Raw genomic sequence first — 17855 nt, 5'->3', positions numbered from 1 at the left:
AATTAATGGATAGTTGAAAATATACCATTTTTGTTCATTTATAAAGAGCCTTATCCTGCCTGGCAATGTCAATCACCAAGCCACGAATTCAGTTTTTGTCTTAGGAATCAGGATACCAGGCCGCAATGAATAAAGAGTTTGCATTCAGCATCAAGAACTTACGCTTTGATGAAAACTATCGTCCAGCGGATAGCACGCGGATCACCACCAATTTTGCGAACTTGGCGAGAGGGGAGAGCCGTCGGGATAACTTGCTCAACACCTTGAGAATGATTGATCGTCGTTTCAATTCCTTGGCGCATTGGGACAACCCTAGTGCAGATCGTTACTCTGTAGAGCTGGATATTATTTCGGTTGATATTGATATTGAAGGCAACGGAGAAGCCTTTCCTACCATTGAAGTATTGAAGACGAATATTGTTGATCATAAAAACAATCAACGGATTGAGGGCATAGTAGGAAATAACTTTTCTTCATATGTGCGGGATTATGATTTCAGCGTGTTGTTGTTGGAGCATAACAAGAAGCAAGACAAGTTTAGCCTTCCTGAGGGTTATGGTGATCTTCATGGGAAAATTTTTCAATCGTTCCTGAGTTCAAATGCCTACAAGGATAGCTTCAGTAAGCCCCCAGTTATTTGTTTGAGTGTATCGAGCAGTAAAACTTATCATCGAACTGAAAACCATCACCCTGTGCTGGGTGTCGAGTATCGGCAGGACGAATACTCTTTAACTGATGAGTATTTCGAGAAAATGGGGTTACAAGTTCGCTATTTTATGCCGCCGGATAGTGTCGCCCCTTTGGCTTTTTACTTCCAAGGTGATTTGCTTGGTGATTATACGAATCTTGAGCTTATCGGCACTATCAGCACGATGGAGACCTTTCAAAAGATATATCGACCTGAAATATATAATGCAAACTCTGTAGCGGGGACCTGCTATCAGCCCAGCTTGAAGCACCAGGATTATTCACTGACTAAAATTGTTTATGACCGGGAAGAGCGTAGCCAGCTGGCTATAAAGCAAGGGAAGTTTACTGAAGAACAATTTATCAAACCATACAGAAGTATCCTTGATCAGTGGGCCGCTAATTACGCGCTTTAATTAACAAATATAGATAAGATTATTTTTCATGAATCGCTTATTGCCAACTTCAAGCGCTGGAAGCTTGCCTAAACCATCCTGGCTCGCAGAGTCCGAAAAACTTTGGTCTCCCTGGAAATTACAGGGGGATCAATTACAAGAAGGTAAGCAGGATGCCTTGCGCCTGACATTACAAGAGCAACAACAAGCCGGTATCGATATCGTTAGTGACGGGGAGCAGACCCGCCAACATTTTGTAACTACATTTATCGAGCACCTCAACGGCGTTGACTTCGAGAAGCGGGAAACCGTTAAAATCCGCAATCGCTATGAAGCGAGCGTGCCGACAGTTGTTGGCGAAGTATCTAGGCAACAACCAGTATTTGTTCAAGATGCTAAGTTTTTACGCAAGCAAACCAGTCAAGCTATCAAGTGGGCATTACCTGGCCCCATGACAATGATTGATACTCTCTACGATAGCCACTACAAAAGCCGCGAAAAACTCGCCTGGGAATTTGCCAAAATTCTCAATCAGGAAGCGCGTGAGCTAGAGGCTGCTGGTGTTGATATTATTCAATTTGATGAGCCTGCATTTAATGTGTTTTTTGATGAGGTGAATGACTGGGGGATTGCCACTTTAGAGAAAGCCATCGAAGGGCTGAAATGCCAAACTGCCGTACATATTTGCTATGGCTACGGTATCAAAGCCAATACAGACTGGAAGAAAACTCTGGGTTCAGAGTGGAGACAATATGAAGAAGCTTTTCCAAAACTTCAAAAATCCAATATCGATCTAATTTCGCTCGAATGCCACAACTCCCATGTTCCAATGGATCTCCTTGAGCTGATTCGTGGTAAAAAAGTGATGGTGGGTGCTATTGATGTGGCAAGCAACACGATTGAAACACCGGAGGAAGTCGCCGATACCATACGAAAAGCACTTAAGTATGTGGATGCAAAGGATCTCTTTCCCTGTACGAACTGTGGTATGGCACCTCTATCCCGTCAAGTTGCGAACGGTAAGCTCAATGCCTTAAGTGCAGGTGCAGAAATTGTTCGAAGAGAGCTCTCGGTTTAGCTCTCTACAATAATTAGGTGCTCCCATGTCACTTTCCAGTACAGCCATAGAACCGTTGCGCTTTCGTGAAGCACTGGGGCATTACGCTTCCGGTATTACGGTGATCGCATCGCACTGTGAGGGTGAACCGATAGGCTTCACTTGCCAGTCGTTTTATAGCGTATCGACGAGCCCGCCACTAGTGTCATTCAGCGTTATGTCGAGCTCGTACAGCTACCCCAAAATTCGCCAGGCAGGCCGATTTTCGGTCAATATCCTGTCGGATGATCAGGTCAAGATTTCCAACCAATTTGCTCGTCAAGGCGCGGACAAATGGAGTGAAGTCGAATGGCAGGAATCGCCGCTGGGGAATCCCATTATCGCCGGCAGTCTGCATTGGCTTGATTGCGAAATTCATGCTGAACACGCCGCAGGAGATCACCTGATTGTGATTGGTGAGGTGAAGGCGTTAAACCTACAAAAAGCTGCTACCAGGCAGCCACTGCTGTATTTCAAAGGCCAATATCGCAACCTTACTGCGGTGTCCCCAGCCGGGTAAAACATTTGAGCAACGGGTTGCGGACTTGCAGCCCCGTCGCCTGCTTCCAGAAGAAACCCGCATCAATCAATTCGAGGAATTTATGGAATTTCTACTCTACCTGCTGCTAGGGGCTGTGGCCGGGGTGCTGGCCGGTTTGTTTGGCGTCGGTGGTGGCATCATCATCGTACCCGTGCTGGTATTCAGTTTTACTGCCCAGGGTATCGATCCGCATGTGCTGACCCACTTGGCGGTGGGCACTTCGCTAGCGACTATTGTCTTTACTTCGATTAACTCGGTTCTGGAGCATCAGCGCAAAGGTGCGGTGCTATGGCCAACTTTTGCCTGGATGAGCCTGGGTATTCTTCTCGGTGCAAGTCTCGGCTCCTTCACAGCGGCAGCTATCCAGGGGCCGGTACTGCAAAAGATCATTGGTGTATTTGCTATCACCATTGCCATTCAAATGGGACTGGAGCTTAAGCCCAAGGCCAGTCGCGCTGTTCCCGGCAAGCTGGGGCTGACAGCGGCCGGCGGGGTGACAGGCTGGGCCTCTGCCATCTTTGGCATCGGCGGTGGCACACTGACGGTTCCCTTTCTGACCTGGCGCAGCGTGCCGATGCAGCAAGCAGTGGCAACTTCCTCAGCCTGTGGTTTGCCGATTGCTGCCGTTGGCGCTCTGAGCTTTATGGTTATTGGTTGGCAGCAACCTGAACTGCCGCAGTGGAGTTTTGGTTTTATCTACCTGCCAGCCATGGTCGGTATCGCCATCACCAGCATGTTCTTCGCCCGTTTTGGGGCGCGTCTGGCCCACAAGTTATCTCCACGATTGCTAAAGCGCTTATTTGCTCTGCTATTACTCTGCGTGGGTGGGAGTTTTCTTCTCTGAGGTATTAATGAATTGCAGTCTATCGATTGCTATCTCGGCGTAGGCGCGGCTGCAAAGGTGGAAGGGGGCTTCAATCCTCTTCCGGGTGCGATCGGGCCCAAGTTAGGAGTATTAACTTTTTATGTGTCGAAATCTCTAGTCGAGCACAGGCCCCTAGTGAGATGAAAATGGATTAACGTATCTGGAGGTTGCACAGTTGGTGCAAATGCTCCCGCTGATTGATGTGCGTATATCTATCCGCTGTATGGAATGAATGAAAGAGATTACTTCTAACCCTGCTGGGTCATTCAAGCTGTTTGTGATTGCTTAAAGTGAATAGGAGTTGCTGGGGTGGGGCCGCGAAGCATTAATTGTGCAAAGAGCAGTTTGGCACTAGCTGTTCTACAACAAAAAAGGGCTTACGTCGTGAGACGTAAGCCCTTTTCTTTGTATGGCGCGCTCGGGAGGATTCGAACCTCCGACCGCCTGGTTCGTAGCCAGGTACTCTATCCAGCTGAGCTACGAGCGCGTCGTTATGGGTGCGAACTATAGAGAGTTGATTCGTTACCGTCAACCTCTTTTTGGAAAAAATCCTTAAAAATCCGCAACTTATCGAGTTTCTGAGCCCCTCTGGGAGCGGTCGACCAGTCTCGACAGGGCGCGAATTCTGCCGTGCCTCTCCTCAATTTGCAAGCCTTACTTTGAAAAATATGCCTTGGGTACCGATTGCGCCAGTTATCCAGGGGCGAGGCATTAAATTCCTCGGTGTGATTGGCGGCGAACTATACTCATTACTCTACCGGGATTCCGATGATTCGCACCTTTTCCATTGCCCATTGCCCATTGCCAGGTCCGGCCTATCTTCCGGCGGCAGGCTTCTCCAGAGATATAGTGAGAATATATGGCGGACGAGCAGGACCAAGAGCGAAAGCTGCCGCAGGGGGAGTCCCCTTCACCGCCATCGGGAAAGCCGGTTCCGCAAGGGCCGCTGAATTGGCTCCAGTATTTCCTGTGGATTTTCCTTTTAATACTGACTGTACAGTACTGCACTAACGGACAGCTTTCTGGCAAGCGGACTGAGCTAGCTTACAGTGACTTTAAGAAAGAGGTCGCCGAAGGCAAAGTTGCCAGCGTGGTTATCGAGGGGGATAGAGTCAGCGGCACTTTCAAGCTGGAGGCGGGCAAGCTGCCGGCGCCAAACACTGACGAGAAAGAAAAAAAGGCTCCACCGCCGGAGCACTTCACAACCATTTTACCTTCCGTTCAAGACCCCGAACTGCTGCCCCTTCTGGAAAAGGAGAAGGTGGAAATCCTGGCAGAGTCTCCGGGAGGGGGCTTTATGCAGCGGATGTTGATTCTGCTTCTGCCCTGGATACTGATTATTGGACTCCTGGTTTGGATGGGGCGGCGAATGCAGGAAAAGATGGCCAGTGGAGCTCCCGGCAGTCCCTTCGGTTTTGCTCGATCACCAGCAAAGCGGTTTGAGCGCAGTGAGTCTCAAGTGACTTTCGATGATGTGGCCGGGTTGGCAAATGCGAAGAAGGACCTGCAAGAAGTGGCGGGGTACCTCAAGAACCCGGAGCACTATCGCAAGCTCGGAGCGAAGATACCCCGGGGCATTTTGCTAATGGGGCCTCCCGGTACGGGCAAAACCCTGATGGCGAAAGCGCTGGCCGGTGAGAGTGAAGCGCCATTTTTCAGTATTAGTGGCTCTGAGTTTATTGAGATGTTTGTAGGGGTGGGTGCTTCCCGTGTGCGGGATATGTTTGCAGAAGCTAAGAAAGATGCCCCTTCAATTATTTTTATCGATGAGATTGACTCCGTCGGTCGGGCGAGGGGGACGGGCGTTGGTGGCGGACACGATGAGCGGGAGCAGACGCTCAACCAGATCCTTGGGGAGATGGATGGCTTTGATCCCCAGGAAGCGGTGGTGGTGGTTGCGGCAACCAACAGGCCCGACGTTCTCGATGCGGCGCTGCTAAGACCGGGGCGCTTTGACCGAAAAATTACTCTGGACCTTCCAGATAAGGCCGCACGCAAGGAAATTCTTGAGATTCATTCCCGCGATGTCCCATTGCACGGCAAGGTGGATCTGGAACGGCTCGCGGCTCTTACTGCAGGTTTTGCCGGCGCGGATCTGGAAAACCTGATTAATGAGGCTGCACTGTTGGCGGGGCGAGAGGATAAGTCTGCAGTGGATATGGATTGTTTGTTGAGGGCGAGGGATAAAGTGGTTCTCGGTGGTGAGCGCGAAATGGTTATCAGTGAAGAGGACAAGCGGATTATCGCCTACCATGAAGCGGGACATGCGCTGGTAGCAACGCTATTGCCCAATGCAGACCCCTTGGAGAAGGCGACTATTATTCCCAGAGGGCACAGTCTCGGCGCTACCGAGCAGATTCCCACCGAAGAGCATCACAGTATGCAGGTCAGTTATCTCCGCGATCGTATCGGCGTAATGCTTGGAGGGAGGGTCGCTGAGCGGGTGGTGTTCAAGGAGGTGAGTACAGGTGCCGAGGCAGATTTAAAGCAGGCGACGCGACTGGCCCGTCACATGGTGACGCACTGGGGGATGAGTGAAAAATTAGGCCCCGTTGCTTTCCGCCGGGGAGAGGAGCATATATTCCTGGGGCGCGAGATGGCCCAGCAGAAGGACTTCAGCGAACACACCTCAGAGATTATTGATGACGAAATTATTGCTTTGATCAGCGGAATTGAGATGAAAGTAGATCAGTTGCTGACAAAAAATCGCAAGAAATTGGATGCATTGGCTGTGGCTCTTTTGGAAAAAGAAACCCTCGATGCAGCGGAAATAAATGAAATACTTTCCCATGTGGCTTCGGGTGGTGATGACACTTCTATTGCGCCGAAATAGCTCCTGGCTTTAATGGAAATTTATTTTCCAGGCAGACCCGCTGGTCAAATTTAATGTGTTTAAATGTACCAGGTTAATTGAGTTTATTAGTTTTGAATTGCCGGTAACCTGAAATATCGAAGGGCACTTTCAGACTAATCTAAAAGAGCTGAGAGTGTAATAATTTAAAATAGACAAAAAGTTTTGTGTTTTTGGGGTGGTTTAGATACATATTGTCATTGGCTTTTTTGAAAATAATCAATTTTCTATGTAAAAGGGCAACTTAGAGTATCGCCCTTAAACAGTGCATAATTTTATTTTTTCCAGTCCCTTTAATTTTTTTCTTCAAGTTGAAAGAACTTTCCAGACTAATTGAGTTATTTTTACAGACATTTACGGTAAATAGACTTCCACACACGGTTGTGAGCCTGTAACCTGTCCATGTCACAGATTCACTACGAAATCTGTGCCTCTTTATCAGCGCGGTCTTGAATCGGAGCTTCACTTAGTCGGAGCCTCTTTATGAGGTAGAGCAGTGGAGCCAGGCAGTACCGATTGCGATAAGTCCGTTGTTGTACATAAAAAAAATAAAACAATGGAGAGAAAACATGGGAAGTCCGTCAAAACCCAAGCAGCACTCTGCTCTGCTTTCCGCCTGTTCCGTAGCAACTCTTTGGTTAGCCAGTGGTATTAGCCCCAGTTATGCCGCAGAGGGAGCAGTCGGCACCCTTATGGAAGAAGTGCAGGTAACAGCCCGTAAGCGTGCAGACGCAGAATTACTTCAGGATGTTCCGGTAGCGGCTACCGCCTATTCCGGTGACCAACTGGAGGCTCTGCAAACCAGGGATTTACAAAGCCTTTCTTTCAAAATGCCCAACGTCCAGCTGGAGGATGTGGGTACTGTAAAAAATACGGCAAACTTCACTGTGCGCGGTCTTGGAGTGAATAGCTCTATTCCATCAATTGATCCCACAGTAGGGGTCTTTGTCGATGGTATGTACCTCGGTGTGAATGCGGGTGTTGTTACCGATGTGTTTGACCTGGAGGGTATCGAAGTTCTCCGTGGTCCGCAGGGCCTGCTATTTGGCCGTAATGTTACCGGTGGCGCTGTCGTAGTTAAAACAGCGCGCCCAACTGATGAATTCTCTGCTCGCGTCAAGGTGTCCACAACGGATAATCTGGATGTGGTGACTGCGGGTTCAATTAATGGTGCCATCTCTGACGATGTTAACGGCCGCCTGACCGTTTACTACAACGATGACCGTGGATGGTTCGAAAATGTTGCCACCGGCAATGATAATGCCGGTGCCTCTGACAGCTGGTTTATTCGCCCAAGCTTTAGTGTTCAGCTCAATGAAACGGCAGAACTGCTTGTGCGGATGGAGCACGGGCGTATGGACTCAGATGGGGTTGTCGCTCAAAACCGTGGTAACGAAGCTTATGTAGTTGATACTGGTAACGGTATTATTGCCTATCCCAGCGCAACCCAGATTGCTGAGGCATACGGTATTCCTGATTGGGACAATAGTGAAGATTCTTTTGAGGTGGCCCAGGACGAAGAGGGTTATCAAAAAGACGAGTGGTCCCAGATCATTACTGAGTTCAATAAAGATGTTGAGTTCGGTGATGGCACCATCACAAATATCTTGGCTTGGCGTGAGTATGAGGCACGGGGCTTGGGGGATATTGATTCCCTACCTTTTGTCGGTTTCCATGCGGACTCAAGCGTGGATCAGAGCCAGTTGAGTAATGAGCTGCGCTATGCCGGCCGTTTCGGTCGCACAGCCATCACTGCCGGTGCCTATTGGTTCTCTCAGGATGTAACCTACCTGGAAAATCGTTTATTAGCCGATGGTTATGGTGGCATTATCGATTGGACCGGTGGTGGTGTGCAGGATCACAGTACTTATGGATTCTTTACCCAGGCTGATATCGATCTGAACGAGGCCTGGGTGTTGACCCTGGGTGGACGCTACTCGAGTGAGGAGAAAGATGCGAAGATTGCCTCTATTCCCCTGAACCTCTGCACACTGGATGGCTGTGCTGCCTACGACTTTGAAGATAGCGAAAGCTGGAATGCCTTCACTCCCAAAGTTGGCTTGCAGTGGACTGTTTCAGACGAGACGCAGCTCTACACATTCTGGACCAAGGGTTTCCGCAGTGGAGGGTACAACTTCCGCAACGCAGGTATAGATCCGACCACAGGAATGCCTTATACCCCGCAGGCAACAGACCAGGAAGAGCAAAGCAGCTTCGAAATTGGGGCTAAGGTAGATTGGCTCGATGGCCGTGTTCGGACCAATATGGCGGTATTTCACAACACGATTGATGATATGCAGCGGGAGGAGAATCTCGCTGACGCAGTGACCGGTGTGGCGCAAATTATTCGAAACACCGCAGATGCGACAATTCGTGGTGCTGAACTGGAGACCATGGCTGCGCTCAGTGAAAACCTGCTGCTTACCTTCAACGTGGGCTATGTAGATGGCGATTACGATAAGGTACTCGGTGACCTGAATGGTGACGGCCTTGTGGATGATGAAGATCTGGGTCTCGAGATCCCACGCCTGGCGCCATGGACTTATGGTATAGGGTTAGTGCACGATTTGTCTCTGGGTTCCTACGGAACAATCACCTCCCGCATTAACTACAATCATCGCGATGAAGCACCTTATACGGATGACAACAGAGGCATGTTGTCTGAAGTGGAAATGGTGGACTTTAGTATTGGTTATACTGCGGATAGCGGCCAATATACAGTTTCTGTATTCGGTAAAAATATGCTTGATGAAGTTACTGAGGGTAATGACACGCAGCTACCAGTTACCCTTGGTGGTATCGGTGCCAGCTTTACCCCGCTGAATAAAGGTCGTGTTATGGGGGTTGAGTTTATTTACGAACTCTAATCTCGGTTGAGAATTTGCTGCTTAGAGAAAGTAATTTTTAAGCCAGCAGACTTCGAAACGGCCAGTTCCTTTTCACAATTAAAAGTTGTGATGGGGCTGGCCGTTTTTTATTGGGTTGCGTGTTGAATAAAAACTGCTTGATGATTTTTGATACTCTTGTTTTGTTGGCGTGGCAATAAAAGTGAACCTATAAAGGGGAAAAATATGCGGTTTATTGATCTGCCTACATTTGGCGGGCCTGAAGTTATGCAATTGAAGGAGATGGATAAGCCTGTTCCCGGCGCAGACGAAGTCCTTATCCGTGTAGCTGCAGCTGGGGTTAATCGCCCTGATATTGTGCAGCGCCAAGGGCATTATCCCGCACCTTCCGGGGCATCGCCGGTATTGGGATTGGAAGTGGCTGGTGAGGTTGTTGAAGTCGGGGAAAAAGTTGTGCGCTGGCAGGTGGGAGATAAAGTTTGTGCCCTGACCAATGGTGGAGGTTACGCAGAGTACGCAGTAGCCCCAGAGGGACAATGCCTCCCGGTCCCTGCAGGCCTTAGTCTTATTGAGGCAGCTGCATTGCCGGAAACTTTTTTCACCGTATGGACTAATGTATTTGACCGCGCGGGTTTAAAGCCGGGTGAGGTGATTTTAATCCATGGTGGTTCCTCTGGCATTGGTACCACGGCAATCCAGCTGGCCCATCAATTGGGAGCCCGGGTTTTCACTACTGCGGGAACAGAAGATAAATGCGCAGCCTGTGTGGCCTTGGGAGCGGAGAAGGCGATCAACTATCGGGATGAAGATTTTGTCTCCGTGGTGCGCGAGATGACAGATGATCACGGAGCTGATGTTATCTTGGATATGGTGGGCGGTAGCTATATCAATAGCAATATTCGTGTGGCCGCTAACGACGGCAGAATCGTGAATATTGCCTACCTGGCTGGCGCTAAAGTAGAAGTAAATATGATGCCGGTGATGTTGAAGCGACTTACATTGACCGGCTCAACTTTGAGGGCACGCTCGCCAGAAGTGAAAGCCGGTATTGCGAAATCACTGGAGCAAAAGGTTTGGCCGCTAATTGAAGCGGGTAAAGTGCGGCCGCAACTAGCCGCTGAATTTCCTCTGCATCAGGCGGTTGAGGCCCATAAATTACTCGAGTCTGGCACTATCACCGGGAAAATCGTTTTAACCTTGTGAGGGCTTGTGGTTGCCTAGGGCGAGGAGTAAGTGGGCATCCGCTGAATAACGCCCTCAGGCACATCCCCGGGTTCACAATAGATTTTGCCGGGCAAGCGCTGTAGAGGTGGGCGGACTGTCACATCATCGCTCATCATTTCCACATAGGCTTTGTAGAGATTGCTGATATTGCGTACATACTGCACGGGCTCGGAGCCTCTCACATAGCCGTATCTCGCCCGTTTAAAGTATTGGGGCTGGGCCAGTTTCAGCATGGCGACTTCCACATTGTCGAACCACACATTGGGATCCAGTCCCAATTCTTTAGCCAGCCGTTGGGCATCGAGTAAGTGGCCGTATCCGGCATTGTAGGAAGCGAGAGTAAACCAGAGTTTATTTACGGTTGGCAAAGCGGGATTAAAGCGATCGCGCACCCAATCCATATATTTTACCCCCGCTTTAATACCTCTTTCAGGTTCGAACAGCGGCGGAGGAAATCCCATTTCCTCGGCTGTGGCAGGCATTACCTGCATCAACCCCTGCGCGCCAACTGGAGATACGGCTTTAGGGTTGAAATTGCTCTCCTGCCACATTTGCGCGACGATCATGCGCCAATCAAAATCGTATTTAAAGGCAGATTCCTTCACCAACTCATCGTAAGGAGAGAGGTTTTCTCCCGGTATTACCCGGGAACTTACTCGCTGGGTAAATCGTTTGTTCGGCTCAAAATAAGCCTGGTACTGCTTCTGGTACTGGCTCGTTTTTCTATAATTTTTCAAAAACTTATTCAAGTTCTGTAACAGGTGCCAATTTTGTCTTAATACCATCCAGCCCTGTGGACGCGGGTCACCGATAAGGGTTCCGAGTACCAGTTGTGGCTGAACGGATGCCTCAATCTTGGCTCGACCGGAGTGGGATATAGTCGCATCTACCAGCCCGTCGGCGATTAATGAGAAGATTTGTGACTGGGAAATATCTGGCGGCGCCACACGGATATCGACATCAATACCAGCTTCTTTCAGTGTTTCAGCGGTTTCAATAAATGATGAATAGGCGCGCAGGGTTAATTTGCGGCCATTAAGATCCTGAATCTGGGTAATAGGGGGGCTGCCTTTACCACTGACGATCTGGTCTGTGGATTCGACATAGGGCTTGGTGAATACCATGCCCTGGTCTTCACGGGCACTGGTAATATTGAGTTCGGCCCCGGCAAAGTCACCGCGACCCGCCCTCAGCCAGTCGGCAAGGTCTTCTTCGTAGGGGACAACAATAACCTGGAGTTGGAGTTTGTGCTTATTGGCAAAAGCCTGGGCTAGGTCGTAGTCAAACCCCATTAATACCCCTTTCCATAAGAAATAGGTTGTCGGCCCGTTATAAGTGAGTAGCCTGATTACTCCAGATTTTTTAATACCCTTCCAATCGGTAATGCGTTCTTCCTGGGATTTAACCAGGTTGCGGGTCAAAAAATTATCGAGAGTGGTATGCAGGCGTTTGGAGTCTTTGCGTACGCCCCAGGCAATATTTTGTACTTCAGATACATCTGCACCAATCCGCATGTCATCGCGGTAATTGCGCAAATCCTGGGCTGAAAAATCTTCCAAAATAGCAACCCGGTTCTTTTGGCCATTAATGATATCCAGCAAGGTATCTCGGTTACCATTAATATCAATTTCTCGAATAGTTAGGTTTGAGTTTGGATTTTCGGCAACAAGTTGCTCTGCTGTTTCTTTAATAGAAGAGCCGGCGGGGATAATAAATTCCAGGTCCTTTAATTTGCTCGCATCTGAAATATCTGGACCCTCAGGACCAGTGACGAGTACTAACCGCGAATGGCGAAGAGGAACCGTGAAGTCAATAATTTCTTCACGGGCGTCAGTGACAGTCAGGTTATAGGCAATTACATCTGCCTGGCCATCGATCAGCATTTGCACCGCGTCATCGGGCGTTTCAGCTTTTATCCACTTGGGTTCCAGCTTTAACTGTTTGGCCAGTTTGTTGGCAAGTTCGAAGTGACGGAGACTCACCACATCGTCACGAGGTAACAGGTCCTCGGAAGCACCGGTTAAATTAACGAACCGAATTGTGCCGTGTTTTCTTATGTCCCTAAGGTCACCGGTTTCGACGTAGTTGACTTGCTGTTCTTTAGCGGGGGTTATTTCAGGCAGTTGCCCTGATCGCTTGTCGGCATCCTGCGCTTCGGCAGCTGACATGGTGACTGATTCGGCTACTCCAGAATCACGATCTGGTTCCGTGCAGGCCGCAAGGGCAAGCAGTAGTACTGAAAGTAGTATCAAGGTCCACTGGTTGAGGTGGATAGCAGTAGATTCACTATCCATATATTGCTCCGAAGGCACTCTACCTCAATCATTATAGTGTCGCTTGATTTGCGCCCTTTAATTGTTAAAGAAATCAGTTTTCGATGGTATTAACTTTTGCAGTGAAGTTCCCTTTGGCCAGCTTAATATGGACTTGCTGGTCGGTATCCAGTTCTGAACTATCGCGAATTGCGCGATTTTCTGAATCCAGAACAATGGCGTAGCCTCGCTGCAATACTGCCAGGGGACTGATGTTTTGTAGTAATTGGGCCCCGTGGGAGAGTTTGTCACCGCCGCGCTGTAATATCAGTTGTATCGCACGCTCCAGGTTTCCCTTGAGTTGGATTAACTGCTTTCGACTGTTGTCGAGTCGGCGTGTCGGTAGGTTGTGGGCAAAAGCTCTGGAGGCGGAATCCAACTGGGATTTGCGATTTTGGATTTGCTGTTGGCAAGCTGCTATCAGGCGCATCTCCAAATGATCCAGCCGTTGGGCTTGGTTGAGGAGCTGCTCTTTGGGGTGGCGCAAACGGTTGCGTCGCAATTGAACCTGTTGAGATAAATGCTTCAATTGGTTGTCCATGGCGCGGTGCAATCTGCGCTGGACCTGGTCAAGCCGCTGTAAAATTTCTGCAGCATTGGCGCTGGCTATTTCCGCCGCGGCAGAAGGGGTGGGGGCGCGCAGGTCTGCGGCTAAATCTGCAATAGTCGTATCGGTTTCGTGGCCGACTGCAGAAATAGTGGGAATAGGGCTTGCGGCCAGTGCGCGGGCGACAATTTCTTCATTAAAAGACCACAGGTCTTCCAGGGAGCCTCCGCCGCGACCGACAATTAATAAATCGTGGCGACCACTGCGGCCCGCTTTTTCAATCGCTGCCGCGATTTGCTGAGCTGCACCCTGACCTTGAACGGCTACGGGCCAGATTTCAATTTGTGCAGAAGGGTGTCTCCTGCCCAATACGTGAATCATATCCCGTATTGCCGCGCCTGTCGGCGAAGTGACAATGCCGATATTGGTTGGCAAAAACGGAAGAGAGCGTTTTCTGCTTGTTTCGAACAGGCCTTCGGCATGCAGTTTTGCTTTGAGCTGTTCCAGCTGGCGCATCAGGGCGCCAAAGCCGGCCTCCTCCATATGCTCAACGATTAGCTGAAATTCTCCGCGCCCTTCGTACAGGCTCACCCTGGCCCTGATTAAAACCTCGCGACCATTTTGCGGCCGAAAGGCGACACTGCGATTGCGACCGCGAAACATGGCGCAGCGCACCTGGGCCCGCGCATCTTTAAGGCTAAAATACCAGTGTCCGGAGCTGGGCATGGAAAAATTGGAAATCTCCCCACTGATCCATAGAAGGGGCACACTGCTTTCCAAAAGATGTTTAACTTCCCGATTCAGGTCACTGACCGACAGCACGCTGCGCTTGGCATTTTGACTAGGGGGAATTGTCTGCATCGGTGAATCTCGTCGCGCGTATTGGGCGGAGCAATATTGCAGTATCGCCCTTATAGGTAAAGAGCTTTACTGTACAAATCCGTTTTTCTGCAAATTGATGTTTGCGCTTTGGGCGCGTAGAGGTATAATCGCGCCGATACCCAATCCCGCCTATTCGAGGTTTGAGTGTCAACAATGTCTGAATCCAATCTGCGCATCGCGCGCGAAGCCCTCACTTTTGACGACGTCCTACTTGTGCCCGGATATTCCGAGGTCACGGCCAAGGATGTGAGTTTAAAAACCCAACTCTCCCGCAACATTACCCTGAACATCCCCATTGTGTCCGCTGCTATGGATACGGTGACGGAAGCTCGCCTGGCCATTGCGTTGGCCCAGGAAGGGGGTATCGGCATTATTCACAAGAGTATGTCGATAGAAGAGCAAGCTCTTGCCGTTCGCGCGGTGAAGAAGTTTGAAGCCGGTGTTGTAAAAGACCCTATTACTATTGAGTCCGATGCCACTGTGCGCGAGTTGATCGCGCTGACCAGTCACCATAATATTTCCGGTGTACCGGTAATGGATCGTGGCGATTTGGTAGGTATCGTTACCAGCCGCGACGTTCGCTTCTTAACTGATCTCGACGTCAGTGTCGCCAGCATCATGACGCCGAAAGAGCGTCTGGTGACGGCCCACGAAGATGCGAGCCCCGACGAAGTACGCGAACTGCTGCATAAGCACCGTATCGAAAAAGTACTGGTGGTTAACGACAACTTTGAGTTGCGCGGCCTGATCACTGTTAAAGACTTTAACAAAGCAGAGCAGTACCCGAACTCCTGTAAGGATTCCGACGGTCGCCTGCGTGTGGGCGCGTCTGTGGGCACCAGCCCGGACACCGATGATCGCGTAGCTGCATTGGTAGAAGCCGGCGTTGATGTGCTGGTAGTAGATACCGCTCACGGTCACTCCCGCAATGTGATTGAGCGCGTGCGCCGCATTAAGGAAATGCACCCCCAGGTGGATGTGATCGGTGGCAACATTGCTACGGCTGATGCAGCGCGTGCACTGGTTGAGGCCGGTGCGGATGCGGTCAAAGTGGGTATTGGCCCCGGTTCTATCTGTACCACCCGTATCGTAACGGGTATCGGGGTACCCCAGGTGACGGCAATTGCAGAGGTTGCCACAGCCCTTAAAGAATTTGGTGTGCCCATGATCGCCGACGGTGGTATCCGTTACTCCGGCGATATCTCCAAGGCAATTGTTGCCGGCGCCTCATCTGTCATGATGGGTTCCATGTTCGCCGGCACCGAAGAGGCGCCGGGCGAAGTTGAGCTCTATCAGGGCCGTACTTACAAGTCCTATCGTGGGATGGGTTCTCTCGGTGCTATGTCTCGCACTCAGGGTTCTTCCGATCGCTATTTCCAGGATGCGAGCAAGGGCGCTGAAAAACTGGTACCGGAAGGCATCGAAGGTCGAGTGCCTTATAAAGGTCCGCTGTCAGCCATTGTTCATCAGATGATGGGTGGTTTGCGTTCAGCCATGGGTTACACCGGCAGTGTCGATATCGAGACCATGCGCACTCGTCCAGAGTTTGTGCGGGTCACGGCAGCCGGTATGGGTGAGTCCCATGTCCACGACGTTCAAATTACTAAAGAAGCCCCCAACTACCCGGTGGGCCGACGCTAAGCCTTCGACCTTCTCCAGGTGAAAAAAATTTAGATGGAACAAGCAGCAAACGGACCTTCAAGGTCCGTTTGCCGTTATTTAATCCAGTTATCGAGTAAGTCATGAGCCAAGATATCCATTCCAGCCGAATACTCATTCTCGACTTCGGGTCCCAGTACACACAATTGATTGCCCGCCGTGTTCGCGAGCTGGGCGTATTTTCTGAAATTCGCGCTTTCGATATGACCGAAGAGGAAATTCGTGAATATCAGCCCAAGGGCATTATTCTCGCCGGTGGCCCCGAGTCGGTACCGGAAGAGGGCTCCCCGCGCGCGCCGGAGGCGGTTTATAACCTGGGCGTGCCGGTTCTGGGCATTTGCTATGGCATGCAGACCATGGCTCATCAGCTTGGAGGCACCGTACAGGGCAGCGATATTCGCGAATTTGGCTACGCCCAGGTAAAAGTTGAAGGCCAATCCAACCTGTTGAGCGATATCAAAGATCATATCGCTGATGATGGCAGTTCCCTACTGGATGTTTGGATGAGTCACGGCGACAAGGTAGTGGCGATGCCAGAGGGCTTTGAGCTGCTGGCTTCCACCGATTCCTGCCCAATTGCCGGTATGTACCACGCTGAGAAGAATTTCTTCGGTGTACAGTTCCACCCGGAAGTGACTCATACCCTGCAAGGCATGCGTATTTATGAGCACTTTGTGATTGATATTTGCGGGTGTGAGAAACTCTGGACTCCCGCGAACATTATTGAAGACTCTATTGCTAAAGTCCGCGATCAGGTGGGCGAGGGTAAGGTGCTGCTCGGTTTATCCGGTGGTGTCGACAGCTCTGTGGTAGCCGCTTTGCTGCACAAGGCTATTGGCGATCAGCTGACCTGCGTATTTGTAGATAATGGCCTTCTGCGTAAAAACGAAGGCGACCAGGTAATGCAGATGTTCGCCGACAATATGGGCGTTCGCGTTATCCGTTCTGATGCGGAAGAGGATTTCCTTGGGCGTCTTGAAGGTGAAAAGGACCCTGAGGCCAAGCGCAAAATCATTGGTAATACCTTTATTGAGATTTTTGATCGCGAAGCTTCCAAGTTACAGGACGTGAAATTCCTGGCTCAGGGCACTATTTACCCAGACGTTATTGAGTCTGCCGCCGCAAAAACCGGCAAGGCACATGTGATTAAGTCTCACCACAATGTGGGCGGCTTACCGGAGGATATGCAGTTTGAGCTGGTAGAGCCCCTGCGTGAACTGTTCAAAGACGAGGTTCGTAAGATCGGTCTGGAGCTGGGCCTGCCTTACGACATGGTTTACCGTCACCCCTTCCCGGGACCGGGTCTGGGCGTGCGGATTCTCGGTGAGGTAAAGCGGGAATATGCAGATATTCTGAGAGAGGCGGATGCGATCTTTATCGAGGAGCTGCACAACGCCGATTGGTATCACAAAACCAGCCAGGCCTTTGCCGTATTCCTTCCGGTAAAATCTGTGGGTGTTGTCGGCGATGGCCGCCGATATGAATACGTGGTTGCTCTTCGCGCGGTAGAGACTGTGGACTTTATGACAGCGCGCTGGGCGCATCTCCCCTATGAGCTGATTGAGAAGGTTTCGAACCGCATTATCAATGAGATAGAGCATATCTCTCGTGTGGTCTACGACGTTTCCAGTAAGCCTCCCGCGACAATTGAGTGGGAGTAACTGTAGAATCGAGAGGGGGTGCTTAGCACCCCTTTCTTTTTTTGTTTTGGGCTTCGCGTCTCATTTTCCACAGCGGCCCCTTCTCTCTATTCGATCTTTAATTGGTACGGATTGTCGCTAAACGCTTAGCTAAGTTTTCTCTAACTCGTTGATTTTTTGAGCGTTTCCCGGGTTGTTTATTTTTTCTTCATATTGTCACATAGACCAAATGGCGGGCCTTTGCGGCCTACTACTCTAAGTTAGTCACAGAGATATCCACAGAATCTGTGGGTAGTGGATAATCCTGGTT

Annotated in this window: 11 protein-coding genes and 1 tRNA gene; 9 read left to right on the top strand and 3 right to left on the bottom strand. The window is 50.2% G+C overall.

All coding sequences use genetic code 11. The features are described from left to right. Positions 1–125 precede the first annotated feature (125 nt). The 4 genes from P0078_RS06940 to P0078_RS06925 are packed head-to-tail and all read left to right on the top strand — an operon-like array spanning position 126 to position 3563. Positions 126–1103 (top strand): DUF1852 domain-containing protein, encoded by a 978-nt coding sequence (locus P0078_RS06940; RefSeq protein ID WP_282933719.1) that lies wholly within the window; start codon positions 126–128, stop codon positions 1101–1103. Positions 1104–1131: 28 nt separating this feature from the next. Then, positions 1132–2160, top strand: a complete 1029-nt coding sequence (locus P0078_RS06935; RefSeq protein ID WP_282933718.1) for a methionine synthase — start codon at positions 1132–1134, stop codon at positions 2158–2160. 25 nt (positions 2161–2185) lie between these two features. Further along, a complete protein-coding gene (locus P0078_RS06930; protein ID WP_282933717.1) occupies positions 2186–2698 on the top strand; it encodes a flavin reductase family protein in 513 nt (170 codons plus the stop codon). Positions 2699–2723: 25 nt separating this feature from the next. After that, the gene (locus tag P0078_RS06925) at positions 2724–3563 is read left to right on the top strand and encodes a sulfite exporter TauE/SafE family protein (protein WP_282933716.1); all 840 of its coding nucleotides are present in this window, start codon (positions 2724–2726) and stop codon (positions 3561–3563) included. A gap of 431 nt (positions 3564–3994) precedes the next feature. Here the strand turns inward: P0078_RS06925 and P0078_RS06920 are convergent. Next, a tRNA-Arg gene (locus P0078_RS06920) sits at positions 3995–4071 on the bottom strand. 372 nt (positions 4072–4443) lie between these two features. Between P0078_RS06920 and ftsH the strand changes: the two genes are divergently transcribed. The 3 genes from ftsH to P0078_RS06905 all read left to right on the top strand — a co-directional run bounded on the left by ftsH (position 4444) and on the right by P0078_RS06905 (position 10484). Beyond that, positions 4444–6417, top strand: coding sequence for an ATP-dependent zinc metalloprotease FtsH (gene ftsH / locus P0078_RS06915; RefSeq protein WP_282933715.1), 1974 nt, complete (start codon positions 4444–4446; stop codon positions 6415–6417). Between the two features lie 587 nt (positions 6418–7004). Next, positions 7005–9302 (top strand): TonB-dependent receptor, encoded by a 2298-nt coding sequence (locus tag P0078_RS06910; protein WP_282933714.1) that lies wholly within the window; start codon positions 7005–7007, stop codon positions 9300–9302. A gap of 204 nt (positions 9303–9506) precedes the next feature. Beyond that, on the top strand, positions 9507–10484 hold the full coding sequence (locus P0078_RS06905) for an NAD(P)H-quinone oxidoreductase (RefSeq protein WP_282933713.1): 978 nt from the start codon (positions 9507–9509) through the stop codon (positions 10482–10484). A gap of 14 nt (positions 10485–10498) precedes the next feature. On the opposite strand, the gene P0078_RS06900 is transcribed toward P0078_RS06905, so the two are convergent. Next, positions 10499–12799 carry a transporter substrate-binding domain-containing protein gene (locus P0078_RS06900; RefSeq protein WP_282933712.1) on the bottom strand — a complete coding sequence of 767 codons (2301 nt, stop codon included), beginning with the start codon at positions 12797–12799 and terminating at the stop codon, positions 10499–10501. A gap of 73 nt (positions 12800–12872) precedes the next feature. Beyond that, positions 12873–14225 (bottom strand): exodeoxyribonuclease VII large subunit, encoded by a 1353-nt coding sequence (gene xseA, locus P0078_RS06895; RefSeq protein WP_282933711.1) that lies wholly within the window; start codon positions 14223–14225, stop codon positions 12873–12875. Positions 14226–14399: 174 nt separating this feature from the next. On the opposite strand from xseA, the gene guaB reads away from it, so the two are divergent. Further along, the gene (gene guaB, locus P0078_RS06890) at positions 14400–15887 is read left to right on the top strand and encodes an IMP dehydrogenase (RefSeq protein ID WP_282933710.1); all 1488 of its coding nucleotides are present in this window, start codon (positions 14400–14402) and stop codon (positions 15885–15887) included. A 101-nt stretch (positions 15888–15988) separates the two neighbouring features. Next, positions 15989–17566, top strand: coding sequence for a glutamine-hydrolyzing GMP synthase (gene guaA, locus P0078_RS06885; RefSeq protein ID WP_282933709.1), 1578 nt, complete (start codon positions 15989–15991; stop codon positions 17564–17566). Positions 17567–17855 lie beyond the last annotated feature (289 nt).

The organism is Microbulbifer sp. VAAF005 (assembly GCF_030012985.1).
Taxonomy (GTDB): Bacteria; Pseudomonadota; Gammaproteobacteria; order Pseudomonadales; family Cellvibrionaceae; genus Microbulbifer.
This window is presented reverse-complemented; position numbering and strand designations above follow the sequence as displayed.

What these genes read in the sequence shown, in the direction of transcription:
- P0078_RS06940 (WP_282933719.1), top strand. Translation starts at nt 126, where the DNA reads ATGAATAAAGAGTTTGCATTCAGCATCAAGAACTTACGCTTTGATGAA.
- P0078_RS06935 (WP_282933718.1), top strand. Translation starts at nt 1,132, where the DNA reads ATGAATCGCTTATTGCCAACTTCAAGCGCTGGAAGCTTGCCTAAACCA.
- P0078_RS06930 (WP_282933717.1), top strand. Translation starts at nt 2,186, where the DNA reads ATGTCACTTTCCAGTACAGCCATAGAACCGTTGCGCTTTCGTGAAGCA.
- ftsH (WP_282933715.1), top strand. Translation starts at nt 4,444, where the DNA reads ATGGCGGACGAGCAGGACCAAGAGCGAAAGCTGCCGCAGGGGGAGTCC.
- P0078_RS06910 (WP_282933714.1), top strand. Translation starts at nt 7,005, where the DNA reads ATGGGAAGTCCGTCAAAACCCAAGCAGCACTCTGCTCTGCTTTCCGCC.
- P0078_RS06905 (WP_282933713.1), top strand. Translation starts at nt 9,507, where the DNA reads ATGCGGTTTATTGATCTGCCTACATTTGGCGGGCCTGAAGTTATGCAA.
- P0078_RS06900 (WP_282933712.1), bottom strand. Translation starts at nt 12,799, where the DNA reads ATGGATAGTGAATCTACTGCTATCCACCTCAACCAGTGGACCTTGATA.
- xseA (WP_282933711.1), bottom strand. Translation starts at nt 14,225, where the DNA reads ATGCAGACAATTCCCCCTAGTCAAAATGCCAAGCGCAGCGTGCTGTCG.
- guaB (WP_282933710.1), top strand. Translation starts at nt 14,400, where the DNA reads ATGTCTGAATCCAATCTGCGCATCGCGCGCGAAGCCCTCACTTTTGAC.
- guaA (WP_282933709.1), top strand. Translation starts at nt 15,989, where the DNA reads ATGAGCCAAGATATCCATTCCAGCCGAATACTCATTCTCGACTTCGGG.